This is a genomic window from Streptomyces bluensis (assembly GCF_014650715.1).
Classification (GTDB): Bacteria; Actinomycetota; Actinomycetes; order Streptomycetales; family Streptomycetaceae; genus Streptomyces; species Streptomyces bluensis.
Map to the genome: position 1 here is coordinate 15338 of NZ_BMVM01000006.1, position 25209 is coordinate 40546.

Below are 25209 nucleotides of genomic sequence, written 5' to 3' on the forward strand. Positions count from 1 at the left end.
CCTCCAGGGTCCGCCATGCCGACGGCGCCGAGCTGTGGACCTGGCTCGTTCTCGCCGCCCACACCCAGCTCCGCCTCGTCCGTCCCCTCGCCGAGGACCTGCGCCGACCTTGGGAGCGACCCGCCAAGCCCCGCCGTCTCACCCCCGCCCGCATCGGCCGGGGTTTCTGTAACATCCCCGCGACGGTGACCCGTCCGGCGGCTGGAGCGGGAACTGCCGCACGCCGGGCACCCTTCCACGGGCAGTTCGTTCGGGTCCCCAGGGATGTCAGTCGTCGAGGTCCTCGCACAGTTTGCGCAGCACTGCCCCGCAGCGACGGGCGTAGGCGTGCTGTAGGCCGCGGGCGGCCGCCCCGCCGGCACGCGTGTACCACTTCGCCGGGCGGCTGAACGCCGTGATGGTCAGCCAGACCGTGCCGTCGCCCGTGCGGTCGAGGACGAAGGCCTCCTCGCCGCACTCGGGGTGGCCGGGGAGGGTGCCGTAGGCCCAGCCCCTGCGGCGGGGTTCGTCCAGGGTCCACACCACGCGGCAGGGGGCCCTGATGACTCCGCCGAGGCTGACCGTGACATCGACGCCCGGCGCCGCCTCGGGGGCGTCCGTCGTGATGCCCACGCCGACCGCGCGGTGCAGTTCCCAGGTGAACAGCAGACGGGTGGCCCGGTCGAAGACGTCCGTGCCCTCGCCGACGCGGGTTCTGACGTCCATCGGCCGGAAGCCGGGCGGACAGTGACCGGACCGGGTCGCGCCCACGTCCGCGTAGGTGAAGGGACTGTCGGAGGAGGGGTTCAGGGGGAGGCCGTCCTTGGGGGGCATGGGGCCACAGCCTAAGGCGGTACCCGAAGCCGGATCTCCTTCGGGTACCGCCGGGGGCACTCAGCTGTGCGGGTTACGCGAGCTGCGCGGGAGTCACGCGGTGACGTTCACCGCGGCCCAGGACGCGTTCACCGCGTTGTACTCCGCGCTGCCGGAGCCGTACAGCGCCGACGCCGCGTTCAGGGTCGCCGTGCGGGCGCCCTTGTAGTTGGTGGTCGACGTCATGTACTCGGTCAGCGCCTTGTACCAGATCTTGACCGCCTTGTCGCGGCCGATGCCGGTGACCGTGGAGCCGTTCGAGGTGGGCGAGTTGTAGGTGACCCCGTTGATCGTCTTGCTGCCGCTGCCCTCGGAGAGCAGGTAGAAGAAGTGGTTCGCCGGCCCCGAGGAGTAGTGGACGTCGATGGAGCCGATGGTCGAGGACCACGAGTCGCGGGACGCGCCGTCCTTGCTCGGCTTGTCCATGTAGCGCAGCGGCGTGCCGTTGCCGTTGATGTCGATCTTCTCGCCGATGAGGTAGTCACCGACGTCGGAGGAGTTCGCGGCGTAGAACTCCACGGCCGTGCCGAAGATGTCGGAGGTCGCCTCGTTCAGGCCGCCGGACTCGCCGCTGTAGTTGAGGCCCGCCGTGTTCGACGTGACGCCGTGGGTCATCTCGTGGCCGGCCACGTCGATCGAGGTGAGCGGCTTGGCGTTGCCCGAGCCGTCGCCGTACGTCATGCAGAAGCAGCTGTCGGACCAGAAGGCGTTGACGTAGCTGTTGCCGTAGTGGACGCGGGAGTAGGCGGCGACGCCGTTGTTTCTGATGCCGTTGCGGCCCAGGACGTTCTTGTAGAAGTCCCAGGTGACCTGGGCGCCGAAGTGCGCGTCCACGGCCGCGGTCTGGGAGTCGGAGGCGGCGCCCGTGCCCCAGGTGTCGTCGGCGTCGGTGAAGAGCGTGCCGGTGCCGGAGGTGCCGCGGTTGAGGTTGTACGTCTTGTGGCTGCCGCGTGTCGTGTCGTTGAGCTGGTACGTGGAGCCCGAGAGCGATGTGCCGATCGTGACCCTGCCGCTGTACTGGCTGTTGCCCGTGCCGGTCTGGACGGCCTCCCACTCGTACAGCTTCTCGCCGGTGGTCGCGTCGGTGATGACGTGCAGTTCCTGCGGGGTGCCGTCCTTCTGGAAGCCGCCGACGACCGTCTCGTAGGCGAGGACCGGCTTGCCGCTCGCGGCCCACACCACCTTGCGCGGGGCCCTGTCGGCCTCGGACTCGGTGGAGCCCTCCGCCTTGGCGGCCTTGATGGCCTGCTTCTCGGCCGCGGCCTTGGTGACGTCCGCCGTGAGGTCGGCGACCTCGATGGTGGCCTTCGTGGCCTTGGTGACGCCCTCGGTCTCGCCGGACTTCGACTGGCGGACGACCAGGTCGCCGCCGAGGACGGGGAGCCCGGCGTAGGTGCGCTCGTAGCGCGTGGCGGTCGTGCCGTCGGAGTTCTTGATGACGTCGCGGACGACGAGCTCCTCCTTGGCGCCCAGGCCCAGCTCGCCGGCGGTCTCGCTCGCGGCGGCGTCGGCCTTCTTGATCAGGGCCGTGCGCGCGGCCGGTGTCAGGGCGACCGGGGCGGCGGCCTTGGCGGGGCCGGTGGAGGGCTCGGTCTGGGCGGAGGCACCGGTGGTCATACCGGTGGTGATCAGTGCTCCGGCGGCCACGGCGGTCGCGATGGCCAGAGCGGTGCGCTTGTGACGCGCGAAGGAGGGGGTCACACGAGCTCCTTGTGTGGGGGAGCCGGACAGAATGGGGTCACTGCCCGGCGCACTTGTGAAGTTGCGGTGCTGGTGCGGCGATTGAGGGAAGAGTGCACCAGGGACGCGTACATGTCAGGACCCCGAAGTGATGTTGGCTGAAAAGTGGCGGCCCGCTCCATGTTGCGGGCGTGTGAACCGGTCCTGACCTCGGTAAAGAGCCAACAAAAGCGAGTCCCGCGATGTGCAAAAGAGGGCGCTGTCACGGGAGTTGGCCCACCGCTACGGCGCCCCCTTCGCACAGCCGTCTCTCAGGAAGTCCTGAGGAGGAGCCCACGGGAATGTCAGGCTCCGGCCGTTGATCCGCCCGGTGTCCTGGCCGCCGCGCCCTGGACCCTCAACTGCCGGGTTCCGCCGACGACGTCCGAGGACCGACCGCGGCGCCGTTGTCCGGAATCGATACGGCGACCTGGCCCCTCCCACGCCGCCTGTGCCGTGCCCTCAGGCCGAGGACGACGGGTGACCGTCCCCGTGCCACGACCGCCACAGCGCCGCGTACGCGCCGCCCGCCGCCACCAGCTCGTCGTGCGTGCCCAGTTCGGTCAGACGGCCGTCCTCCATCACGGCCACCCGGTCCGCGTCGTGCGCCGTGTGCAGACGGTGGGCGATGGCGATCACCGTGCGCCCCTTCAGTACGGCGGCCAGCGCGCGCTCCGTGTGCCGTGCCGTCGTCGGGTCCAGGAGCGCGGTCGCCTCGTCGAGGATCACGGTGTGCGGATCGGCCAGCACCACGCGCGCCAGGGCCAGTTGCTGTGCCTGCGAGCCGTCCGTCCGGTAGCCGTCGGAGCCCAGCGCGGTGTCCAGGCCGTCCGGCAGCTCGCCCGCCCAGTCACCGGCGCCGACCGCGGCCAGCGCCGCCCACAACTCGGCGTCGGCGGCGCCCGGTGCGGCGATGAGCAGGTTGTCCCGGACCGTGCCGAGGAACACATGGTGCTCCTGGGTGACCAGCACGACCTGCCGCCGCAGCTGCTCGGGGTCCAGCGCGGCGATGGGCACCCCGCCCACCGTCACCGACCCGGAACGCGGCGCGTCGACGCCCGCGAGCAGCCGGCACAGCGTGGACTTCCCGGCACCGGAGGGCCCGACGACGGCGAGCCGCTCGCCGGGCGTCACCGTGAGGTCCACCCCGTGCAGCACCTCGCCGCCACGGTCGTACGCGTACCGCACACCGGTCACGTCGATACGGTCGCCCGCAGGAGCCGGAGAGCGGTCGGAGCCGGCCCGTGGGGCCTGGGCCAGGCCCTCCACCCGGGCGAACGAGGCGCTGCTGGACTGGAGTTGCTCGACCCGCTGCAGCAGCAGGTCCAGCGGCTCGCTCAGCTGACGCAGGTACAACGCCGCGGTGACCACCGTGCCCAGGCTCATCCCGCCCTCCGCGTGCAGCGCGCCGCCCACCAGCAGCACGGCGACCACCGGGATCTCGTACGAGATCTCCACGGCGGGGAAGAACACGTTGCGCAGGAACAGGGTCCGCATCCGGGTGCGGCGCGAGGTCTCCAGCGCCTCCCGGCTCGCGGTGATCCGGCGCCGCCGCAGCCCGAACGCCTCGACCGTGCGGGCGCCGGACGCGGTGGCCGCCACGATCTCGGCGACCTCCGACGTGGCCGCGCCCTCGGCGAGATAAGCGGTACGCGCCCGGCGCAGGTACCAGCGCAGGGCGCACCAGATGCCGAGCAGACCGAGCACTCCGCAGGCGCCGAGCAGGGGGTCGAGCACGAAGACCGCGCTCAGGATGAACAACGCCTGGACCGAGGTGATCAGCAGCTCGGGGCCGGCGTCGCGCAGGGTGGTGCCCACGGCGGTGACATCGGCGGTGCCGCGCGCGGTCAGATCGCCCGTCCCGGCCCGCTCCACCACCGAGGCGGGCAGTGCCAGCGCGCGGTCGACGAAGGTCTCGCGGATGCGCGCCAGGGTCCGCTCCCCGAAGCGATGTCCCGTGTACCGGGCCCATCGGGCCAGCAGCAGCTGCGCCACCGCGCACACCACGATGGCGAGCGCCATCCGGTCCACGACGTCCACGCCGCTCCCGGCCCGGACCTCGTCGATGATCCGCCCGAGCAGCCAGGGCCCGACCAGCCCCACCGCGGCGGCCGCCGAGTTGAGGCCGAGCACGGCGGCGAAGGCCCGCCGGTCGGCCCGGACCAGCCGGAACGCGGCGCGGCGCACCTCGGCGGGTTCGGCGACGGGAAGCCGCGCGCTCACCGGGAGCCCTCCTCGGTGACCAACTCGGCGTCCCGGGCCACCAGCGCACGGTATTCCGGCTCCTCGACGAGGAGCCGCTCATGGGATCCGGTGGCGGTGACCTTGCCGTCGACCAGGAAGCACACGGTGTCCGCCTGGTTCAGCAGCAGCGGGGAGGTGGTGGTGACGACGGTCGTACGGCCCGCGCGGGCGGCGCGCAGCCGGGCGGCGACGGTGGCCTCGGTGTGGGCGTCGAGCGCCGAGGTCGGTTCGACCGCGAGCAGCACCTCAGGGTCGGCGAGCAGCGCTCGGGCCAGGCGCACGCGCTGCCGTTGGCCGCCGGAGAGACTGCGGCCCTGTGCGTCGACGGCCGAGTCGAGACCGTCCGGCAACCCCCGCACGATGTCGTCGGCCACGGCCGCGTGCACCGCGCGGGCGAGGTCGTCGTCCTCGACGGCCTCCTGGTCCCGGCGGCCGGAGACGAGGTCGCGCAGGGTCCCGGCGAACAGGTCGGCCTCGTTGTCCGCGACCAGGATCCGCTCGCGCACCTGGGCCAGGTCGATCCCGTCGAGGCGCACGCCGCCCCAGGTGGCCGCGGAGCCGGTGTACCGGCCGAGGCGGTCGACGACGGTGGCCAGGTCGGCGGGCCGGGCGCCGACCAGCGCGGTCAGCTGCCCCGGCACCACGCGCACACCGGACTCGGGATCGCACAGCACCGCCTCGGACGACGGCGCGTCCAGCGCGTCGGGGCCGCTGGTGACGGGCTCCAGGGCCAGGAACCGTACGACCCGCCGCGCGGCCACCACGCCCCGGCTGAGTTGGTAGCCGCACTCGATGAAGAACCACACCGGTACCATCAGGACCGCGACATAGCCGTACACGGCCACCAACTCGCCGATGGAGATCCCCCCTTGGGCCGCGAGCCGGGCGGCCAGCCAGGTCACCACGGCGAGGAACAGCGCCGGCAGTCCGAGGCCGAGGGCCTGCATCCAGCTCGTCACCGACCCGACGCGGTACCCCTGCGCCCGCAGGTTCTGCGAGTCACGCCGGAATGCGTCGGCGAACAGCTCTTTGCCACCGAGGCCGTTGAGGACCCGCAGACCGCCCGCGAGGTCGCCGATCCGGGCGGTCAGCACGCCCTGCCGCTCGCGGTACTCGGTCTCCGCCTCTTGGAGCCGGCCCATCAGCGGCCCGACGAGTACGGCGATCAGGGGCATCCCGAGCAGCACCACCACGGCGAGCGGCGGCGAGACCGACAGCAGCAGCGCGGCCACGATGCCGTAGACGACGATCGCGGCGACACCGGGCCCGACGGCGGTCAGGGAGAGAGCGATCGTCTGGACGTCGCCGACGCCGATCGTGACGACCTCCCCGGCGCCGGTCCGCCGGGAGAGCGCGGCCCCGAGCCGGGTCGCCTGGTCGACCACGACCTTGACCGTACGGAAGTTGGCGTCCATCCGGAGCTGGGTCATGGTGCGGTGCCGCAGGAGTCCCAGAAAGGCGTTGAGCGTCCCGGCGGCCAGTATGGCGGCGGTCCAGCCGGCCAGCGCGGCCCCGTTCGAGGGCTCCAGGCCGTCGTCGATCGCGCGGGAGAGCAGATACGGCGGCAGGGCCAGCAGCCCCATCCAGACGCTGGCGAGCACCGCGCCGGCGAGGGATCTCCGCCACTGACGGGTGACCAGCCACCACAGATACCCAGTGCCACCGCGGCAGCCGGGCACCCCCGGATCCCCGTACGCGTCGACCATCCGCCACCCCCTCCGTTCCCGAACGAACCCCGGTCCGAACCCCGGTCCGAACCCCGCTCCGCTACGCCAGGCTCTCCCGCCAGGCGCGATGCAGGCCCGCGAACCGTCCCGTGCCCGCGATGAGTTCCGCCGGCGTGCCGTCCTCGACGATGCGGCCGTGCTCCATGACGAGCACCCGGTCGGCGATCTCGACGGTCGACAGCCGGTGGGCGATCACGACGGCCGTGCGGCCCTTGAGCACGGTCGACATGGCGCGCTGCACGGCCCGCTCGCCGGGCACGTCCAGTGAGCTGGTCGCCTCGTCGAGGATCAGCACCGCCGGGTCGGCGAGCAACGCCCGTGCGAACGCGACCAGTTGGCGCTGTCCGGCGGAGATCCGGCCGCCGCGCTTGCGTACGTCCGTGTCGTACCCGTCCGGCAGGGTGCTGATGAAGTCATGGGCGCCGATCGCCTTCGCGGCCCGCTCGATGTCGGCGCGTGTGGCGTCGGGGCGGCCGATGGCGATGTTCTCGGCGACCGTGCCGGAGAACAGGAACGCCTCCTGGGTGACCATGACGACCCCGCGCCGCAGCTCGGGCACGGCGAGGTCGCGCAGGTCGACGCCGTCGAGGAGGACACGGCCGTCGGAGGGGTCGTAGAAGCGGGCCAGCAGCTTGGCCAGGGTGGACTTTCCGGCGCCGGTCGAGCCGACGACGGCGACCGTCTGCCCGGCCGGGAGGGTGAGGTCGAAGCGGGGGAGCACCTCGCCGCCCGTGCGGTAGGCGAAGCGCACCCCGTCGAAGACGACCTCGCGGCCCGGGTACGCGGACCGGGGGGCGGGGAGCTCCTTGGGCGCCGACGGCTCCGGCACCGAGGGTGTCTGGGCCAGCAGGCCCGCGATCTTCTCCAGTGAGGCGGCCGCCGACTGGTAGGAGTTCAGGAACATGCCGAGCCGGTCTATCGGGTCGTACAGCCGGCGCAGGTACAGCACCGCGGCCGCCAGCACCCCCAGGGCCAGCGTGCCCTCGGCCACCCGGTACGCGCCCCACAGCACGATGCCCGCCACCGCGATGTTGGCGACGACGCGTGAGCCGACCACATAGCGGGCCATCTCCAGCATCGCGTCGCCGTTGGTGCGCTCGTGACGCCCGTTGAGGGCCTTGAACTCGGCGTCGTTGGCGGTCTCGCGGCGGAACGCGCGCACCGGGCGGATGCCGTTCATCGTCTCCACGAACTTCACGATGACGGCGGCGATCGCGGTGGAGCGCAGCTTGTAGACCCGGGCGGCGCGCCGCCGGTACATCCGTACCAGGGCGTACAAGGGGACGAACGACGCCACCGCGACCGCGCCCAGACCGAGGTCCAGCCAGAGCAGCATCGCCGAGATGTAGACGAAGGACAGGATGACGGTCACGAGCTCCTGCAGGCCCTCGTCCAGCAGCTCGCGCAGCGACTCGACGTCCGTCGTGGACCGGGAGATCAGCCGGCCCGAGGTGTACCGCTCATGGAAGTCGATGCTCAGCGCCTGGGCGTGCCGGAAGATACGGCCGCGCAGGTCGAGCAGCACGTCCTGGTTGACCCGGGCGGAGAGGCTGATGAAGGCGTACTGGAGCGCGCCGGACGCCACCGCGCACAGCAGATAGGCCACGGCCACCGCGATCAGCGGGCCGTGGTCGGCGCGGCGGAACGCGGGTACGGCGCTGTCGATGGCGTACGCGACGAGCAGCGGGCCCGCCTGCACGGCCGCCTGCTGGAGCAGCAGCAGGAACGTGGTGAGAGCGACGCGGGCCTTCATCGGGGCCAGCAGGGAGCGCAGGAGTGTGGCGGTGGCGCCGGGAGGCGTGGGCAGCGCGTCGTGGTCGAACGCGTCGCCGGCGGCGTCCCGTCCGGGGAGGTCCGGGTCGTCGTCGGTGGTGGCCGGCGCGGGTGTCGTGGGCGCCGTCATCGGTGGGCCTCCTCGCGGCCGTCGGCGGTCTGAGGGGTGATGTCGGTGATATCCGCAATGTCTGTGATATCCGTCGCGTCCCTGGTGCCCGTGGTGTCCGCGCCCGACATCAGCCAGGCGTACTCGGCGTTCGTGCGCAGCAGTTCCTGATGGGTGCCCACGGCGGCGATACGGCCCCCGGAGAGCAGGGCGACGCGGTCGGCGAGGAGCACCGTGGACGGGCGGTGCGCCACGATCAGCGCCGTGGTCCGGGCGAGCACCTGACGCAGGGCCGCCTCGACCGCGGCCTCCGTGTGGACGTCCAGGGCGGACAGCGGGTCGTCCAGCACGAGGAAGCGCGGGTGGCCCACGACCGCCCGCGCCAGTGCGAGCCGCTGCCGCTGGCCTCCGGACAGGCTCAGGCCCTGCTCGCCGACCTGGGTGTCCGTGCCCTGGGGCAGCGAGTGGGCGAAGTCGGCCTGGGCGACGGCGAGTGCGCGGTCCAGTTCCGTCCTGCCCGCGCTGTCGTCGGCTCCCATCAGCACGTTCTCCCCGACGCTGGCCGAGAACAGGGTGGGTTCCTCGAAGGCGACGGCGACGAGTTCGCGCAATGTCTGGCGGGGCATCGCCGTGATGTCCCGCCCGTCCAGTGTGATCCGCCCCGACGTCACCTCGTGCAGACGGGGGACCAGGGCCGTGAGCGTCGTCTTGCCGCTGCCGGTCGCCCCGACCAGGGCCATGGACTCGCCGGGGCGGATGTGGAGGTCGATGAGGTCGAGGACGGGAGGGGAGTCCTCGGGGGCGTCGGGGTAACGGAACCGGACGTCGTGGAAGCGGAGCCCGGCGTGCGTGTCCGCCGCCCCGCCCGTACCCGCGGCGGCGCCCCCGGCGGTTTCCGGCTCCGGCTCAGCGTCCATGACCTCGAAGTACCGTTCCGTGGCTGTGGCGGCCTCCTGCGTCATCGCCAGCAGGAAGCCGATCGAGTCGATCGGCCAGCGCAGGGCGAGCGCGGTGGACAGGAAGGCGACCAGCGTGCCCGCCGACAGCGCGCCGTCCGCGACCTGGATCGTGCCGAGCACCAGCGCCGCGCCGATGGCCAGTTCGGGCAGGGTGATGATGACCGCCCAGATGGCGGAGAGCAGCCGTGCCTTGCGCAGCTCGGTCCCGCGCAGGGTCAGGGACAGCTCGCGGAAGGCACGCGCCTGGCTGCGGTGCCGCCCGAACCCCTTGATGATCCTGATCCCGAGGACGCTCTCCTCGACGACCGTCGTCAGATCACCCACCTGGTCCTGGGCGAGCCGCGCCACCGCTGCGTACCGCTTCTCGAAGAGGGAGCAGGTGACGATGACGGGGATGGTCGGGCCCAGGATCACCAGCCCGAGCGTCCAGTCCTGCGCCAGCATGATGGTCAGGCCGACCAGGATCGTCACCCCGTTGACCAGCAGGAACGTCAGCGGAAAGGCGAGGAACAGACGGAGCAGCATCAGGTCCGTCGTCCCTCGGGACAGCAGCTGTCCCGAGGCCCACCGGTCGTGGAAGGCGACCGGCAGCCGCTGCAGATGCCCGTACAGATCCGCCCGCATGCCCGCCTCGACGCCCGCGAGCGGCCGCGCCACCAGCCACCGCCGCAGCCCGAACAGGCCCGCCTCGGCGAGCCCGAGCAGCAGCAGGTACAGCGCCCCCCGCCACACGCCCGCCGGGTCGCGGTCGGCGATCGGCCCGTCCACCATCCACTTCAGGACGAGCGGGATCACCAGGCCCGCACAGGAGGCGAGGATCGCGACCGCGGCGGCGGTGAACAGCCGGGCGCGGACGGGCCGGACATACGGCCACAGGCGCAGGAGAGTACGGATGGTGGACCGGTCCGAGGGGTCCTTGGCGGGTGCGGGTTGTGTGGGCATCACTCGGAGCGTACGGACCGGCACTGACACTGCCCACCGAGTTTTGGCCGGACCCCGCTGTTCGGGTTGTCGCGGCGTCAGGCTTCCGTTCCCCCGTCCCCCACCACCCGCAGCAGCAACACGGCCCGCGCCGGCACCGTGATCTCCGTCCCCGCCCGGTGCTCCACGCCGGGCGGGTCCTGCTGGTCCTCGCGGGAGGTGTCGACGACCACCTCGTACCGCTCGGCCCACGGCGGACCCGGCAGGACGAAGGACAGCGGGTGGTCCGCCGCGTGCAGTACCACCAGGAAACTCTCGTCGACCACCGGCACACCTCGCGCGTCGCGTCCCGGGATGTCCCGGCCGGAGAGGTACATGCCGAGGGTGGCGGCGGGCGCGTACCAGTCCTGTTCCGTCATCTCGGTGCCCCGGGCCGTGAACCACGCCAGGTCCCGCAGCCCGTCCGCCGAGTGCGCGCGTCCGGAGAAGAACGCCCGCCTGCGCAGCACCGGGTGCTCGTGGCGCAGCGCGATCAGCCGGGACGTCAGGTCGAACAGCGCCTTCCAGCCGGGTTCCCGAAGCAGTCCCCAGTCCAGCCAGCCTGTCGCGTTGTCCTGGCAGTACGCGTTGTTGTTGCCGCTCTGCGTCCGCCCCAGTTCGTCGCCCGCGACCAGCATCGGCACGCCCGTCGACAGCAGCAGGGTGGTCAGCAGGTTCCGCAACTGGCGGCGGCGCAGGGCGCGGACGCCCTCGTCGTCCGTCTCGCCCTCCGCCCCGCAGTTCCACGAGCGGTTGTCGTCCGTGCCGTCCCGGTTCCCCTCGCCGTTCGCCTCGTTGTGCTTGCGCTCGTACGACACCAGGTCGCGCAGGGTGAACCCGTCGTGCGCGGTGACGAAGTTGACCGAGGCGTAGGGGCGCCGGCCGCCCCAGGCGTACAGGTCGCTCGACCCCGACAGGCGGTACCCCAGATCGCGTACGTCGGGCAGGGCGCCGCGCCAGAAGTCCCGTACCGCGCCCCGGTACCGGTCGTTCCACTCCGTCCACAGGGGCGGGAACGCGCCCACCTGGTAGCCGCCCGCGCCCACGTCCCACGGCTCCGCGATCAGCTTCACCCGCCGCAGCACCGGGTCCTGGGCGATGACCGCGAGGAACGGGGACAGCATGTCGACGTCGTGCATGGACCTGGCCAGCGCGGCCGCCAGATCGAACCGGAAACCGTCCACCCCCATCTCCGTCACCCAGTACCGCAGCGAGTCCGTGATGAGCCTCAGGACCTGCGGCTGGACCACGTGCAGGGTGTTGCCGCAGCCGGTGTAGTCCGCGTACCGGCGGGCGTCGTGCTGCAGCCGGTAGTAGCCGCGGTTGTCGATCCCGCGCAGCGACAGCATCGGGCCCAGCTCGGACGCCTCCGCGGTGTGGTTGTAGACCACGTCGAGGATCACCTCGATGCCCGCCGCGTGCAGCGCCCGCACCATCCGCCTGAACTCGCCCACCTGCTGGCCGGTCGTGCCCGACGCCGCGTACGCCGCGTGCGGGGCGAAGTAGCCGATCGAGTTGTAGCCCCAGTAGTTGCGCAGGTTCCGCCGCAGCAGATGGTCCTCGTGGGCGAACTGGTGTACGGGCAGCAGCTCGACGGCCGTCACGCCCAGCCTCACCAGGTGCTCGATCGCCGCGGGGTGCGCCAACCCGGCGTACGTGCCGCGCAGTTCTTCGGGGATCCCCGGGTGCAGCTTCGTGAAGCCGCGTACGTGCAGCTCGTAGATCACCGAGTCCGCCCACGGAGTCTTCGGGCGGCGGTCGTCGAGCCATTCGTCGTCGGGCGCGTCGTCGTGGACGACGACTCCCTTCGGCACGTACGGCGCCGAGTCCCGGTCGTCGCGCACGGTGTCCGCGACCTGTTGCTGCGGCCAGTCACGGACGTGCCCGTACACCTCGGGCGGCAGCCTGCCGTAGTCGTTCCCGGCGCCCCCGTCCACGGCGCGGGCGTACGGGTCGAGGAGCAGCTTCGCCGGGTTCCAGCGGGCGCCGGTCCACGGGTCCCAGCGGCCGTGCACCCGGTAGCCGTACCGCTGTCCGGGCAGCACGCCCGGTACGAAGCCGTGCCAGATCTCGTGCGTCAGTTCGGTGAGCGGGACCCGCGTCTCCGCGCCCTCGGCGGAGAACAGACACAGCTCCACCGCCTCCGCCCCGCCCGACCACAGCGCGAAGTTGGTGCCCGCCACCCCGTCCGGTCCCACCCGGAACCGCGCCCCGAGCGGCATGGGAGCCCCCGGCCACACGGGCGTCTGCGCGGTGTCGTCCGCCGTGCGCCGCCGCCTGCCGTTCAGCACGGCGGCCGGGCGCGCGGACGGTCCGCGTCCCTCCTGGACTGCCTCCTGCTCGGGTGCGCTCGCCACCTCACGGCCTCCTGCGGCTCGGCGGAACGACCCTGCGGGGCCCGGGATGTCCCGTCCTGGCTCCCTGTCGCGTCGTTCTCCCCACAGTTCTGCCCAGACGGTGGCTCGCACTCACGTTTCCCCGAGGCGTGCGCCGTCGTTGGGCCGCACGTACTGCACTTTTCCGGGGGCCACCGTGCCCGCCCCCGGCCGGAAAGACAGAGGTCCGAGTGCCCATCACCACACATGCTCCCCGACGCGCCGGGGTCACGCTGGCTGCCGTACTGACATGGGTGGGACTGGTGGCCGCGGCCTCCGGGTGCACGCCGGAGGGGTTCGACGGCAAGCCCGGAGCACCGAGCGGCACCATCCACGTCACACCGGCGGACGGAAGCAAGGACGTGCACGCCGACAAGCCGTTCGAGGTGCGGGTGCCCAGCGGGCGCCTGGAGTCGGTGAAGGTCGTCGTGTCACGGGACGCACAGGAGTCGCCCGTACGGGGGCGCATCTCCACCGACGGCCTGACCTGGCGCCCCACTGGCTCCGGCCGACTCGCGCTCGCCGCGAGATACACCGTCGACGCGGTGGCCCTCGACGGGGGCGGCCGCCGCTCCGCCCGCCACGTCACCTTCACGACATACGTCCCCGAGAAGCGCTTCATCGCCTACGCCGTGCCGGAGAACCGCGCGACCGTCGGCACCGGCATGATCGTGTCCCTGGAGTTCAACCGGGCGATCCAGAACCGGGCCGCCGTCGAGCGGGCCATCGCCGTGACCGCACGGCCCGCCGTGGAGATCCGCCCGCACTGGTTCGGCGCGAACCGGGTGGACTTCAGGCCCGAGCACTACTGGAAGCCCGGCACACGGGTCACCGTGGGTCTGCGGCTGAGAGACGTCGAGGGTGCGCGTGGTGTGTACGGCCTGCAGCACAGGACGTTCTCGTTCACCGTCGGCCGCCACCAGGTCAGCCTGGTCGACGCGGCCGCCCACACCATGCGGGTGTCCCGCGACGGCGAACTCCTCGCCACGGTCCCCATCACGGCCGGGGCGCCCGCGACGACGACGTACAACGGGAAGATGGTCGTCACCGAGATGCTGGAGGTGACGCGGATGGACGGCGCCACGGTCGGCTTCCGGAAGGCCGACGGCAAGAGCGAGTACGACATCCCGGACGTCCCGCACGCCATGCGGCTCACCCGCTCGGGCACCTTCCTGCACGGCAACTACTGGGCGCCGGACGCCTTCGGGAACGCCAATGTCAGCCACGGTTGTGTGGGCCTGCGCGATGTGAAGGGCGGCAGTTCGAGCACGCCCGCGGGCTGGTTCTTCGACCGCAGCCTCGTCGGCGACGTCGTCGAGGTCGTGGGCAGCCGTGACAGGACGGTCGCTCCCGACAACGGGCTCGGCGGGTGGAACATGGCCTGGGAGGAGTGGAAGGCGGGCGGCGCGGTGAAGTAGGCCCACCGGGCGGCGACATGGCGCGGATATCGGAGGCGGGCGGACGGAACGGGATGGCGGCCACGGCGGTCCTACTTGGGACGGAACAGTGACCATCACGAGGCCCCCGCCATCCCGATCTTGCGGTTAACGTACGCACAAACGCGCGGGACGCGTTGGGGGTGCGGGCCTGAACAGGCCGTGCGAGGGGAGACACGAACGTGAACGGGCGACCGATATCGGGGGCGTCGGTTGGTGCGCGGACCCGGAGGAACCGGCGCAGCCAGGGGATACCGGCACTGCTGCTGGGGGCGTTGCTTCTCACGGTGACCGCGTGCGGCGGCGGAGGCGGAGAGTCGGACTCCGGCTCCGACAAGGGGCAGGGGGGCAAGGGCTCCTCCGGCACGGTCGGCAGCAAGGCCTCCGAGGCCGTGGTGACCATAGCCCCGAAGAACGGCGCCGACGAGGTGAAGACCAGCGGCGCCCTTGAGGTCACCGCAGCCAAGGGGAAGTTGACCGAGGTCACGGTCAAGGACTCCAAGGGCGAGAAGATAGCGGGGAAGATCACGCAGGACGGCGCCGGATGGGCGCCGTCGACCCACCTCGCCTCGGACACCACGTACACGGTCCGCGCCGTCGCCGAGGACAGGGAAGGCCGCAGGGCCACCGAGGAGTCCTCGTTCACCACACTGAATCCGAAGAACACCTTCGTGGGCACCTTCACACCCGAGGACGGCTCCACGGTCGGCGTCGGCATGCCGTTCTCGCTCCGCTTCACCCGCGGCATCACGGCTCCCGAGGACGTCGAGAAGGCCATCACCATAAAGACCGAGCCGGCCGTCGACGTCGAGGGCCACTGGTTCGGCAACGACCGCCTCGACTTCCGCCCCGAGAAGTACTGGAAGCCCGGCACGAAGGTGACGGTCGACCTCAACCTCGACGGGGTCGAGGGCCGCCCCGGCGTCTACGGCGAGCAGGACAAGAAGGTCTCCTTCACCATAGGCCGCAGCCAGATCTCCACCGTCGACGTCAAGACCAAGAAGATGACCGTCGAGCGCGACGGCAAGGTCATCAAGACCATCCCCGTCACCACCGGCAAGGCCGGCTACGACACCTGGAACGGGCAGATGGTCATCAGTGAACGTCTCACCGTGACCCGTATGAACGGTGACACCGTCGGCTACGACGGCGAGTACGACATCAAGGACGTCCCGCACGCCCAGCGCCTGACGACCTCCGGCACCTTCATCCACGGCAACTACTGGGGCGGCGACGCCTTCGGCAACTACAACGCCAGCCACGGCTGCATCGGGCTGCGTGACGTGCGCGGCGGCTACGACAAGAACATCTCGGCGGCCTGGTTCTTCAACCGCTCGATGACCGGCGACGTGGTGATCGTGAAGAACGCCAACGAGCGGACCGTCGACCCGGACAACGGGCTCAACGGATGGAACATGTCGTGGGAGAAGTGGAAGGCGTAGGGGCCCCATTCCGCGTGAGTCACCGTTAACCTGCGGTGCATGACCGTGCATCTCGAAGTCGCCGAAGGCGTCGGCACCATCCGCCTCGACCGCCCGCCGATGAACGCCCTGGACATCGCCACACAGGACCGTCTCAAGGAACTCGCCGAGGAGGCCGCGAACCGCGCGGACGTGCGCGCGGTGGTCCTGTACGGCGGGGAGAAGGTGTTCGCGGCGGGCGCGGACATCAAGGAGATGCAGGCCATGGACCACGCGGCGATGGTCGTGCGCTCCCGAGCGCTGCAGGACTCCTTCACCGCCGTGGCCCGCATCCCCAAGCCGGTCGTGGCCGCCGTCACGGGGTACGCGCTGGGCGGTGGCTGTGAGCTCGCGCTCTGTGCGGACTACCGCATCGCCGCCGACAACGCGAAACTCGGGCAGCCGGAGATCCTGCTGGGCCTGATCCCGGGCGCGGGCGGCACCCAGCGCCTGTCCCGGCTGATCGGCCCGTCCAGGGCCAAGGACCTCATCTTCACGGGCCGCATGGTGAAGGCCGACGAGGCCCTCACGCTGGGCCTCGTCGACCGGGTCGTACCGGCCGGCGAGGTCTACACGCAGGCGCACGAGTGGGCCGCGAAGCTCGCCCAGGGCCCGGCGATCGCGCTGCGCGCGGCCAAGGAGTCGATCGACACGGGCCTGGAGACGGACATCGAGACCGGGCTCGCCGTGGAACGGAACTGGTTCGCGGGTCTGTTCGCGACGGAGGACCGGGAGCGCGGAATGCGGAGCTTCGTGGAGGAGGGGCCGGGAAAGGCGAAGTTCGTGTGACCCGGACTGACGCCGTCCGTACGGTGATGCGTTCCACACCGAAGTTCCGCTGATCCACTTGCAGTTGACGTGGTGTCTTACCCGTGTCCCTCAATGGGGCGGTTTATCGGAACCTTAAGACAACCTTAAGCAATGCCTGGGCCGGTCGACTGGCGATCGCCTCATTCCGGCGAATCACCGCAGCTCGGCCGGTGTATGGCACCCTCTTTCCTGCCTGTGACATATGCCAGAAGAACCCCGTGGAAAGGAAGGCCCCAGGGGGCCTATTCCTGAGGAACGGCCCCGAACGAGGCCATGGGCGGCCATGATGGGGGGCATGGCGGGGCTGGAGGGTGTCGAACAGCCGCGGCGGCACGGGAGTGCGACCGCGGCGCGCTGGTCGCCTGCGGTTGAGGACGAACGGGCCCTGAAGGCACTGGAGTTGTTCGGCAACCCCGCTGAGGCCGAGGTTCCCCTGCCGTCCCGTCCCGAGTCCGCGGCCACCGCCCGGCGGCTGACCCAGATCGTCGTGCTCCGCCACTGGGGGCTCTCGCCGAAGCTGACCGAGGACGCGGTTCTGCTCGTCTCGGAACTCGTCGGCAACGCCGTGCGTCACACCGGCGCCCGTGTCTTCGGGCTGCGGATGCGCCGCCGGCGCCGCTGGATCCGGGTCGAGGTGCGCGACCCCTCGCGGGGCCTACCCTGTCTCATGCCCGTCCAGGAACTGGACATCAGCGGCCGTGGCCTCTTCCTCGTCGACACCCTCGCGGATCGCTGGGGTGTCGACCTGCTGCCCCGCGGCAAGACGACCTGGTTCGAAATGCGGGCACCCGACCGCTAGGGCCTGTCGTCAAACTACCGTCTGCCGCCCTTCGGGCGAACGACGGTAGTTTGACGACAGGCCCTAACGGGATACACCGGTGCAGGGACCCCTGTGGGCTCTCAGTGGGCGACGAGGAGCGCCTCCGCGCCCACGGGGCGGTAACCGGCCGCCTGGAACGCTCGCACACTGCGAGCGTTCCCCGGGGCCGACTGGGCCCAGACCGGCTCCCCGCCCGCCAACTGCCGCGCGGCCGACGCGAGCGCCCGCCCCAGCCCCCGGTGCCGTACCCCCTCGGCCACCTCCACCGCGGCCTCCAGCCGCCCCGCGACCCCGCGTCCCAGAACGAGCACACCGCCGTCGGCTGCCCACACCCGGACGCCGTCACGGTACTTCCGGGCCCGGACGACCCGAGGATGCTCCGGATCGCGGATCTCCGTCAGCGCGACCGAGGGCTCCCCGGGCAGCGCGGAGGCGACGGTGAGCATGTCGATCGTGTCACTCGACCGCCCCGTACGCTCCATGAACGCCACCAGGAACCGCGGGTTCATGGTCGCGGCCAGCGCGTCGCACCCCAGGGAGCCCAGCGTCTCGTGCACCCACGCCGGATCCTCGTCCGTGAAGACCACCGAGTGCGCCGTGAAGGCGAGGACGCCGGCGTCGCGGTGGGAGTGCTGGCGGACGACGGTCACGCCTCCGTCGGCGGGCGGGAAGCTCCCACGAGCCGCCGCATCCAGAATGTTCCGCAGAGTGCCGGCCAAGACGCCTCTCCCCCTTCGCCGGGATTCGTCCCAAGCCGCCACCAGAACGTGCTTGAGTCTCCAGCCACTGGAAGGCCCAGACTCCCAGACATGATCGACGACCGCACCGGACTTTTCACCATCGGCCGGCTGGCGCGGGCCACGGGCCTTTCCGTGCGCACCATCCGCTACTGGTCCGACGAGGGCGTCCTGCACCCGGTGACCCGCAGCGAGGGCGGCTACCGGCTGTACGACGCGGATGCGGTGGCCCGCCTCGAACTCATCCGCACCCTGCGCGAGCTGGGCCTCGGCCTGGACGACGTCCGCAGGGTGGTGGCGGGCGAGACGACGGTCGCGGAGGTCGCGGTCACCCATGTGGCGGCCCTTGACGCACAGATCCGCGCCCTGAAGCTGACCCGGGCGGTGCTGTCGACCGTGGCGCGACGCGGTTCGACCGCGGAGGAGATGACACTCATGAACAAGCTGGCGCGGCTGTCGACCGCCGAACGCACACGCATCATCGACGACTTCATGGAGGAGACCTTCGGGGGCCTCGACACGGCGGACCCGGACATCCGCACCCGGATGCGGTTCACCGTCGCCGACCTGCCCGACGACCCGACGCCCGAGCAGGTGGACGCATGGGTGGAGCTCGCGGAGCTGTTGCAGGACCCCGGATTCCGGGCGCGCATGCGGAGGACGATCGAATTCAACGCCGCGGACCGGGGGCCGGAGGTGCCGCCCGGCACTTCCCTGTGGTTCATGAGCCGCCTGGTGCAGCTCGCGGCACAGGCGCGGGAACAGGGCATCGACCCCGAGTCGCCGCGCGCCGAGGAAGTGCTGGACCCGCTGCTCGGCAACGCCGACCGGGCCTCCGTACTCGCACGCATGGAGTCCGCCGCGCACGCCGAAATGGCCCGCTTCCGGGAGCTCACGGCGCTCGTCCGGGGCACCGAACCGCTGCCCACGCACGCCGAGGAGTTCGCCTGGGTGGTCGCCGCGTTGCGGGCCAGGCTCGCCGGTTAGTCTGAGCCCGCCGACCAAGGCTGTGTCGTACGACAGCACGAAAGCACGATGAAGGGGCGGACCGGTGGCGGACATCGACGAAGCACGCACGCAGTTCCAGCGGATGGACAAGGACGGTGACGGGTTCATCACCGCCGCCGAGTTCAAGGCCGCCCTGGCCCAGAAGGGCGACTGGCACGTCACCGAGTCGGTGGCCGAGGCCGTCATCGGCGCCCAGGACCTCAACGGCGACAAGCTGCTCTCGTTCGAGGAGTTCTGGGGCCACCTCAACAAGTGAGCCCGTAAGGAGAGGGTGCCCACGCGAACCGCGCGGCGGGCACCCTCTCCCGTTGTCTCCTGGCTCGGGCGGGGCTGGGAGAAGGTCAGGCCCCCGCCCACTTCTTCAGCGCGGACTTGCTCGCGAAGTCGGCGACGTTCTTGTCCAGCGGGTTGTCCGTGTACTGGTGGAAACGCCACTTGGCCTTGATACGGGGCTTTCCCGCGGTCACGTAGTCCGCGATCCACAGGCCGTCGCCCGCGTAAGAGGTCGTGTCCACGTTCAGCCAATAGTGCCGGTTGCAGTACAAGACCACCCGGTGGTTCGGCCGGAGTTCCTTCACCTTCCGTAGGAAACGGTCCTTCTCGGCATTGCTCGCGTGAGTGCCGTCGCCCGTTGTCTCCCAGTCGACGGCGAGGATGTCACCCGCCTTTTCGGGCGCCTTGCTCACGAAGTACTCCGCCTGGGCGGTCAGGTTGCCGGGCCAGAGGAAGTGGTAGAAGCCGACGACGAGCCCCGCGTCTCTGGCGGTCTTCGTCTGTGCGCTCAGCTTGGGGTTGGTGTACGTCCGGCCTTCCGTCGCCTTGATGAAGACGAAGGAAAGGCCGTCCGTGTCGTACGAGGACGACTGGTACGAGCTGACGTCGATGCCTCGCAGCATGAGGCGCCTCCGGGCATGGGGGAACAGGGCATTCGACAGTGCGTGTGTGGGGGGCCTACCTACTGGTGGCTTTCCCTCGCTCGCCCCGCCTCACCCCTTCAGCGCCAACGTCCAGAAGACCGGTGCGCCCGAACAGAGGAACCCGTGGAGCGGATGCGCCCTCCGCAGGGCAGGACAACGGAATGCTGAATCAGGAACGAAGGGTTTCCGTCGTTATGGAGGAACGGTCGCCGCATGACCGGGCGGAGCGGCAGCGGGAGTTCGCCGAGTGCGTGCTGCCCGAGGTGGAGATGCTGCTCCGGGTGGCGATGACGCTGACCGCGCGACCGGACCAGGCCGAGGAACTGGTACGCGGCACCCTGGCCCGCGCGTACCGGACCTTCGACCGGCGCCACGGCCGGCAGCCGCGGACCTGGCTGCTCACTCTGATGCACCAGGAGCGCACCGACCGGCGTCGTCTTCGAGGACCCCGTCCACGGCGTGACCGGGAGGCCGGCCCCGGCCCGTCGCCGGCGGGCGTTTCCGGGCAGCCGGCGAAACCGGTCGTGCTCGGGCAGTCGTTCCACGAAGTGGTGGATATCGCTCTGGCGGCCCTGCCGGTGAGGTACCGACAGGTGGTACGCCTGGTGGACATGGACGGTCTGTCGTACGCGGAGGCGGCCGGGTCGCTGGGCATGAGCGAAGCGACCGTGAAGAGCCGACTGCGCCGTGCGCGCAGACGTATCCGCGTCCGGCTGGCGGCAGCCGGGCTGGTGCCGGGACGAGGTGAACGGTGAGCATGTGGTCCAAGCGGAGACAACCGGCTGAGCACACGATGACCTGTAGGCAGGCGGGCCGGGTCCTCCAGGCATACCTGGACGGGGAGACCGACGACGCGACCGCGCGGCGGGTGGCGGTACACCTGGAGGACTGCCGTCGTTGTGGCCCGGAGGCCAGGGCCTACCGGGAGATCAAGAGGGCCCTCGTCCGCCGGACGGAGCCCGACCCGGACGCGGTCGAGCGTCTGCGCGGGTTCGCTCGGGGACTGCTGCAGCACGAGACGGAGGGCGAGGGGGAGGAGCAGACGCCGGTGGCCTGAGGGACGTTCGGGGGCATTCGGGTGTATCAGCGGGTGGAGGGGAATGATGCGGAGCCATCGGTGGGTTTCCTGCGCGTGAGAAGGCATCGGCCGGGCGCCCGGACCGGTCCCGAGTGGTGAGCGGGGCCGTCGAATGTCCGGGCGCCCGGGGCTCGACGCGGTGGCCGGTCCGGAACCGAGGTGAGCGATGAGGGTGTGGCCGAGACAACGGGACCCGGCGGGGAGGCTGAGCTGCGCCCAGGTGGTCCGCGTCCTGCAGGCATATCTGGACGGGGAGATGGACGACGTCACCGCCCTACGGGTGCGGGCGCACCTGGACGACTGCCGCGACTGCGGGCTGGAGGCCCGCACCTACCGTGAGATCAAGAACGCACTGGTCCGCCAGGAGCGGCCCGACGCCCGCGCGGTGGCCCGCCTGCGCGGCTTCGGCGAGTCCCTGCTGCAGCCCGCCCCGGGCGACCGACGCGATCGGACCCCCGGGGGGTGAGCGCTCCGGCCCTCCGGCCCTCCGGCCGGACGGCGGGACTTTCGCAACAGGCCCTAGGCCGGCGAGGTCGGTGCCCGGTGGGGATGGCCGCGTATCGACGCCTTCATGAGGCGGAGGGCGATCAGTTCGCCGCTGCAGGCCCAGCAGCGGGCCACATGAGCCGCGACACGCGTGTGTCGTACTCCGGTGAGCTGCCCGTCCGCGTACGCCGCGACCGCACCGTGCAGCCGTATATGGCGCAGCTTTTCGCGGCATTCCCACCAGAGCCTGTACGGCAACGGGGTACTCAGCTTCGTCATGTATCGGAAACCCGTGTTAAAAGGCGGGACATTCCGTGGAATGCTCCGATTGGTCCGGAGGGTTTTCACCAGCCCGTGGGAGACACAATGGCGCAGCCGCCGGAGGTGCGGGACAAGGCGTTCGCGAAGTTCGTGCTGCCCGAGGTGGAAGTGCTGCTGCGGGTGGCGATGACGCTGACCGCGCAGCCCGCCGACGCCGAGGACCTGGTGCAGGAGACCCTGCTGCGCGCCTACCGGGCCATTGGCCGGTTCGACGGTGAGCATCCGCGCGCCTGGCTGCTGACCATCATGCGGCGGGCCGAGATCAACCGGCACCGCCGCCGCACCCCCCGTCTGCTCGACGACCCGGACGCCGACCTGGACCGGCTGAGTTCGGTCGGGGTGGCCGAGTCGCCCGAGGAACTGGTGCTCGGCGAGAGCTTCGACGCGGTGGTCGGCGCCGCGCTGGCCGCCCTGCCCGACAAGCACCGGCAGGTCGTCCGGCTGGTGGACATCGGAGGGCTCAGCTACGGGGAGGCGGCCGAGGTGCTGGATGTGCCGGAGGGGACGGTGATGAGCCGCCTGCACCGGGCCCGTAAGCGGATAAGGACCCATCTGGTGGCGGCCGGGCTCGCGCCGAAGAAGTGGAGCAGGACGTGATCCGCCATGGCCACGGACGGGCCGCGTGCCGTCTGCTGCGCGTACGCGCGGGTGCACCGCCCGACCGGGCCGGGGGGCGCTCGTGAACCTCTGTGTGTCCCGTACGGGGCTGTGGGCGACCGTGCTCGCCCTGTCCGTCGCGTTTGCGGTCGGCTGTGGGCAGGGGGAGGACGAGCGGGGCCGTACCTGTCCCGGCGGGGCGGGCAGGAACTTCTCGGGCCGCACCGTCGACGGGGTGGAGCTGTGGCAGAAGAAACTCCGGTGCGTCAACCTGGAGGGCTCGGAGCTGACGGGTTCGGTCTCCGAGGCGAACCTGAGCCGCGGCAACCTCTTCGGGGCGCGGCTGGCCGACGTGTCCCTGGAGAGCGTGGACCTGCGCGACGCGGATCTGCGCCGGGCTCGGCTGACCGCGGGCACGCTCGCCGAGGTCGACATGCGGGGCGCCGATCTCGGCGAGGCCGCGTTCGACAAGAGCATGCTGACCAACGTCAGTTTCGCGGGAGCCCGGCTCCGGGGTGCGAAACTGCGTGCGGCCTCGCTCACCAACGTCGACTTCAGCCACGCGGACCTGCGTGACGTGGATCTGTCGGAGGCGGAGCTGTCCGGCAGCACGCTGCGCGGTGCGCGGCTGGACGGGGCCGATCTGTCGGGTGCGAGCTGGGAGAACGTCGTGTGCCCGGACGGCACCAAATCCGTCGGCACCCGCGCCTGCGGGGGGCGCCACCTCACCCCGGCTTCCTGAGACCCCGCCGCCCGATCTGCCCCTCCCTCCCTCCCTCCGACATTTAAGGGCGTATTTCGCGAAAAGGGAATGTCGTACCGATGGGGTCGGGTTTCCTGTCCGAGTGCTGTTCGGTCACGTCGTGTCCGGACTCCGTGCCGGAGGAGAGCGTGGCCGGAGTTCCCGAGGGGCCGGGAGGGCGACTTGGGCATCATGGGTCTTCCGCTGGGGCGAGCAGGGTTTCCCGGGTTACGCGAAGCCGGTCTTCCGCGCCGCGCCGTGGCGCGCGGGCGCCGACGGTCGGCGTGCCGGGGCCGCGCGGTGACGCTCTTCGCTCTGGTGGTCGGTGCGTACGTGGCCGTCTTCGTGGCGTTGCTCGCCCGGTCGCCCCTGTTGCGCCTGGACTGGCGCATGGCCATGTGGCGGCCGTTCAGGCAGTGGCCCGAGCTGCGGGAGCTCCTGGACATCCTCGTCGTCGCCGGACAGCGGGGGCCGACGATGACGGTGGCGCTGGCCTGGCTGGGGTGGCGTTGCCTGCGCAGCAGGAACCCGCGCCCCCTGCTGGTCTTCCTCGCGGCGCTGGGGCTGCTCAATGTGAGCGTCGGCGCGGTGAAGCTGGGGACCGGACGCCTGGGGCCGGGCTCCGCGTACACCATCGGCTCCACCGAGTTCCTCCGGGGCGGCGACGTCTTCCCGTCCGGCCACACGGCCAACTGCCTCGTCACCTGGGGAACGCTCGCCCACCTCGCCTCGCGCCATCGCACGGCGGCGGCCGTGGCGGCCGCTCTGGCCGCCGTGGTGGTCGGCCTGGCCACCGTCTATCTGGGCACCCACTGGTTCAGCGATGTGCTGGGTGGCTGGGCGGCCGGCGCACTCGTACTGCTGGCCCTTCCGTACTGCGAGCAGTTCGCCGAACGGGTGGTGGTTCGGGCCAGGAGGCTCGGGGCATGTCTGGCTGCTGACCCGGCGTCACGGCTGGGCCCGGGGGCGGCCATGGGCCTGCGGGCCGCGGCGGTTCGCGGGCGGAGAGGGCAGGGTGGCTGGGCGGCCCCCGTGGTCCGTGCGTTCACGTCGCGGCGGCTGAACCCCGCCGCAACGACGGCAGCCTTCCATCCCCGGGTATGGAATGAGCGCGGGCCGCCGCGGGTTTCCGATATGTCTGAATTCCCCACAGCATTCCCTTGGGTCGGTCATTCCCTTGTGCCCGGTGTCAGCTGTGTCTGGTGCCGGGGGAATGAACTCCTGGGCGATGCGGGCCGCGCGGGCCGCGGGACGCGTACTACGGCAGAGCCGTGGTGGCGGCCCGGGAGCCGGTGCTCGACAACGGAGATCACCAGTGGCAGTTCAAGTTCTGATCGCAGAGGACCACGCGGTGGTCCGACAGGGCCTGCGTGACTTTCTGAGCCTTGACGGCGACATCGCGGTGGCCGGTGAGACGACCAACGGGCGGGAGGCCGTACGGCTGGCCCGGGAGCTGTCTCCTGACGTCGTGTTGATGGAGCTCATGATGCCCGTCATGGACGGCATCGAGGCCACAGAACAGATCCGCCGGGAACTGCCCGAGGTCCGGGTCGTGGCGCTGACCGGCGTCCTCGACGGTGGCATGGTGATGGCGGCGGTCCGGGCGGGCGCGACGGGCTTCCTGCTGAAGAACGCGGAGGCGGACGAGTTGCGGCACGCGGTGAAGGCCGCGGCGACCGGGCGGACGTATGTCTCCAGCGCCGCGGTGGCCCGTCTGGTGGACCAGGTCAGCGGCCCGACCGGGCCGGCGCGTCTCACCGAGCGCGAGTCGGAGGTCCTGGTCATGCTGGCCCGGGGCAAGGCGAACAAAGAGATCGCGCGCGACCTCCACATCGGGCAGCAGACCGTGAAGACGTACGTCAGCCACATCTTCGACAAGCTCGGGGTGCACAGCCGGACCCAGGCTGTCGCGCACGCCCTGCGGCTGGGGCTGGTGCCGCCCGGCGAACTCGGCCGTGGTCTCGTCGTGAGCGACGAATACCGGTGGTCCGCCTGAGGGACCGTGCTGCCGTTCCGTGGACGCGACCGCTTTACGGCTCGGTGGACGCGACCGCTTTACGGCTCGGTGGACGCGACCGC

The 25209-nt window shown here is 71.2% G+C and carries 23 protein-coding genes and 1 pseudogene; 14 read left to right on the top strand and 10 right to left on the bottom strand.

What is annotated here, in order from left to right:
* Positions 1–26: 26 nt before the first annotated feature.
* Positions 27–173: pseudogene (locus IE262_RS40360) on the top strand (NF041680 family putative transposase); the annotation flags it as partial.
* 94 nt (positions 174–267) lie between these two features.
* Here the strand turns inward: IE262_RS40360 and IE262_RS17015 are convergent.
* From IE262_RS17015 to glgX, 7 genes are all read right to left on the bottom strand, one after another.
* Positions 268–813, bottom strand: a complete 546-nt coding sequence (locus IE262_RS17015; protein WP_189874617.1) for a DUF1990 domain-containing protein — start codon at positions 811–813, stop codon at positions 268–270.
* Positions 814–906: 93 nt separating this feature from the next.
* Complete coding sequence (locus tag IE262_RS17020) at positions 907–2553, bottom strand: M4 family metallopeptidase (protein ID WP_189874619.1); 1647 nt, start codon at positions 2551–2553, stop codon at positions 907–909.
* Between the two features lie 480 nt (positions 2554–3033).
* On the bottom strand, positions 3034–4794 hold the full coding sequence (locus IE262_RS17025) for an ABC transporter ATP-binding protein (RefSeq protein ID WP_189874621.1): 1761 nt from the start codon (positions 4792–4794) through the stop codon (positions 3034–3036).
* Positions 4791–6521 (bottom strand): ABC transporter ATP-binding protein, encoded by a 1731-nt coding sequence (locus IE262_RS17030; RefSeq protein ID WP_189874623.1) that lies wholly within the window; start codon positions 6519–6521, stop codon positions 4791–4793. Before IE262_RS17030 ends, IE262_RS17025 begins: the two co-directional genes overlap by 4 nt.
* 61 nt (positions 6522–6582) lie before the next feature.
* Complete coding sequence (locus tag IE262_RS17035) at positions 6583–8445, bottom strand: ABC transporter ATP-binding protein (RefSeq protein ID WP_189874624.1); 1863 nt, start codon at positions 8443–8445, stop codon at positions 6583–6585.
* A complete protein-coding gene (locus IE262_RS17040; RefSeq protein WP_189874626.1) occupies positions 8442–10325 on the bottom strand; it encodes an ABC transporter ATP-binding protein in 1884 nt (627 codons plus the stop codon). Before IE262_RS17040 ends, IE262_RS17035 begins: the two co-directional genes overlap by 4 nt.
* A gap of 77 nt (positions 10326–10402) precedes the next feature.
* Complete coding sequence (gene glgX / locus IE262_RS17045; protein ID WP_189874628.1) at positions 10403–12700, bottom strand: glycogen debranching protein GlgX; 2298 nt, start codon at positions 12698–12700, stop codon at positions 10403–10405.
* Between the two features lie 209 nt (positions 12701–12909).
* Between glgX and IE262_RS17050 the strand changes: the two genes are divergently transcribed.
* The 4 genes from IE262_RS17050 (at position 12910) to IE262_RS17065 (ending at position 17223) form a co-directional block, all read left to right on the top strand.
* The gene (locus IE262_RS17050; protein WP_134036055.1) at positions 12910–14136 is read left to right on the top strand and encodes a L,D-transpeptidase; all 1227 of its coding nucleotides are present in this window, start codon (positions 12910–12912) and stop codon (positions 14134–14136) included.
* Positions 14137–14336: 200 nt separating this feature from the next.
* A complete protein-coding gene (locus tag IE262_RS17055) occupies positions 14337–15596 on the top strand; it encodes a L,D-transpeptidase (RefSeq protein ID WP_189874630.1) in 1260 nt (419 codons plus the stop codon).
* Positions 15597–15635: 39 nt separating this feature from the next.
* Positions 15636–16403: an enoyl-CoA hydratase/isomerase family protein gene (locus IE262_RS17060; protein ID WP_134036059.1), complete on the top strand. Its 768-nt coding sequence runs from the start codon at positions 15636–15638 to the stop codon at positions 16401–16403.
* Positions 16404–16719: 316 nt separating this feature from the next.
* On the top strand, positions 16720–17223 hold the full coding sequence (locus IE262_RS17065; protein WP_134036061.1) for an ATP-binding protein: 504 nt from the start codon (positions 16720–16722) through the stop codon (positions 17221–17223).
* A 101-nt stretch (positions 17224–17324) separates the two neighbouring features.
* On the opposite strand, the gene IE262_RS17070 is transcribed toward IE262_RS17065, so the two are convergent.
* Positions 17325–17963, bottom strand: coding sequence for a GNAT family N-acetyltransferase (locus IE262_RS17070; RefSeq protein WP_134036063.1), 639 nt, complete (start codon positions 17961–17963; stop codon positions 17325–17327).
* 90 nt (positions 17964–18053) lie between these two features.
* Between IE262_RS17070 and IE262_RS17075 the strand changes: the two genes are divergently transcribed.
* Both IE262_RS17075 and IE262_RS17080 read left to right on the top strand, forming a co-directional pair.
* A complete protein-coding gene (locus IE262_RS17075) occupies positions 18054–18968 on the top strand; it encodes a helix-turn-helix domain-containing protein (RefSeq protein WP_189874631.1) in 915 nt (304 codons plus the stop codon).
* Between the two features lie 64 nt (positions 18969–19032).
* Entirely contained in the window at positions 19033–19245 is a 213-nt protein-coding gene (locus tag IE262_RS17080; protein WP_134036067.1) for an EF-hand domain-containing protein, read from the top strand.
* A gap of 85 nt (positions 19246–19330) precedes the next feature.
* On the opposite strand, the gene IE262_RS17085 is transcribed toward IE262_RS17080, so the two are convergent.
* Positions 19331–19885 (bottom strand): glycoside hydrolase family 25 protein, encoded by a 555-nt coding sequence (locus IE262_RS17085; RefSeq protein ID WP_134036070.1) that lies wholly within the window; start codon positions 19883–19885, stop codon positions 19331–19333.
* A gap of 215 nt (positions 19886–20100) precedes the next feature.
* Here IE262_RS17085 and IE262_RS17090 point away from each other — a divergent pair, with 215 nt between their 5' ends.
* From IE262_RS17090 to IE262_RS17100, 3 genes are all read left to right on the top strand, one after another.
* Positions 20101–20661, top strand: a complete 561-nt coding sequence (locus IE262_RS17090) for an RNA polymerase sigma factor (protein WP_134036073.1) — start codon at positions 20101–20103, stop codon at positions 20659–20661.
* Between the two features lie 38 nt (positions 20662–20699).
* Positions 20700–20963, top strand: a complete 264-nt coding sequence (locus tag IE262_RS17095) for an anti-sigma factor family protein (protein WP_134036076.1) — start codon at positions 20700–20702, stop codon at positions 20961–20963.
* Between the two features lie 187 nt (positions 20964–21150).
* Positions 21151–21450, top strand: coding sequence for an anti-sigma factor family protein (locus IE262_RS17100; RefSeq protein WP_134036079.1), 300 nt, complete (start codon positions 21151–21153; stop codon positions 21448–21450).
* Positions 21451–21503: 53 nt separating this feature from the next.
* On the opposite strand, the gene IE262_RS17105 is transcribed toward IE262_RS17100, so the two are convergent.
* Positions 21504–21749: an anti-sigma factor family protein gene (locus IE262_RS17105; RefSeq protein WP_134036082.1), complete on the bottom strand. Its 246-nt coding sequence runs from the start codon at positions 21747–21749 to the stop codon at positions 21504–21506.
* A gap of 87 nt (positions 21750–21836) precedes the next feature.
* Between IE262_RS17105 and IE262_RS17110 the strand changes: the two genes are divergently transcribed.
* From IE262_RS17110 to IE262_RS17125, 4 genes are all read left to right on the top strand, one after another.
* Positions 21837–22388: an RNA polymerase sigma factor gene (locus tag IE262_RS17110; RefSeq protein ID WP_189874633.1), complete on the top strand. Its 552-nt coding sequence runs from the start codon at positions 21837–21839 to the stop codon at positions 22386–22388.
* Between the two features lie 82 nt (positions 22389–22470).
* Entirely contained in the window at positions 22471–23130 is a 660-nt protein-coding gene (locus tag IE262_RS17115) for a pentapeptide repeat-containing protein (protein WP_189874635.1), read from the top strand.
* A gap of 300 nt (positions 23131–23430) precedes the next feature.
* Complete coding sequence (locus tag IE262_RS39470) at positions 23431–24504, top strand: phosphatase PAP2 family protein (protein WP_229877301.1); 1074 nt, start codon at positions 23431–23433, stop codon at positions 24502–24504.
* Positions 24482–25126, top strand: a complete 645-nt coding sequence (locus IE262_RS17125) for a response regulator (protein WP_229877302.1) — start codon at positions 24482–24484, stop codon at positions 25124–25126. The genes IE262_RS39470 and IE262_RS17125 overlap by 23 nt, the downstream gene beginning before the upstream one ends.
* Positions 25127–25209 lie beyond the last annotated feature (83 nt).

What these genes read in the sequence shown, in the direction of transcription:
- IE262_RS17060 (WP_134036059.1), top strand. Translation starts at nt 15,636, where the DNA reads ATGACCGTGCATCTCGAAGTCGCCGAAGGCGTCGGCACCATCCGCCTC.
- IE262_RS17015 (WP_189874617.1), bottom strand. Translation starts at nt 813, where the DNA reads ATGCCCCCCAAGGACGGCCTCCCCCTGAACCCCTCCTCCGACAGTCCC.
- IE262_RS17105 (WP_134036082.1), bottom strand. Translation starts at nt 21,749, where the DNA reads ATGACGAAGCTGAGTACCCCGTTGCCGTACAGGCTCTGGTGGGAATGC.
- IE262_RS17075 (WP_189874631.1), top strand. Translation starts at nt 18,054, where the DNA reads ATGATCGACGACCGCACCGGACTTTTCACCATCGGCCGGCTGGCGCGG.
- IE262_RS17030 (WP_189874623.1), bottom strand. Translation starts at nt 6,521, where the DNA reads ATGGTCGACGCGTACGGGGATCCGGGGGTGCCCGGCTGCCGCGGTGGC.
- IE262_RS17110 (WP_189874633.1), top strand. Translation starts at nt 21,837, where the DNA reads ATGGCGCAGCCGCCGGAGGTGCGGGACAAGGCGTTCGCGAAGTTCGTG.
- IE262_RS17095 (WP_134036076.1), top strand. Translation starts at nt 20,700, where the DNA reads ATGACCTGTAGGCAGGCGGGCCGGGTCCTCCAGGCATACCTGGACGGG.
- IE262_RS17040 (WP_189874626.1), bottom strand. Translation starts at nt 10,325, where the DNA reads ATGCCCACACAACCCGCACCCGCCAAGGACCCCTCGGACCGGTCCACC.
- IE262_RS17090 (WP_134036073.1), top strand. Translation starts at nt 20,101, where the DNA reads ATGGAGGAACGGTCGCCGCATGACCGGGCGGAGCGGCAGCGGGAGTTC.
- IE262_RS17085 (WP_134036070.1), bottom strand. Translation starts at nt 19,885, where the DNA reads ATGCTGCGAGGCATCGACGTCAGCTCGTACCAGTCGTCCTCGTACGAC.
- IE262_RS17035 (WP_189874624.1), bottom strand. Translation starts at nt 8,445, where the DNA reads ATGACGGCGCCCACGACACCCGCGCCGGCCACCACCGACGACGACCCG.
- IE262_RS17065 (WP_134036061.1), top strand. Translation starts at nt 16,720, where the DNA reads ATGGCGGGGCTGGAGGGTGTCGAACAGCCGCGGCGGCACGGGAGTGCG.
- IE262_RS17100 (WP_134036079.1), top strand. Translation starts at nt 21,151, where the DNA reads ATGAGGGTGTGGCCGAGACAACGGGACCCGGCGGGGAGGCTGAGCTGC.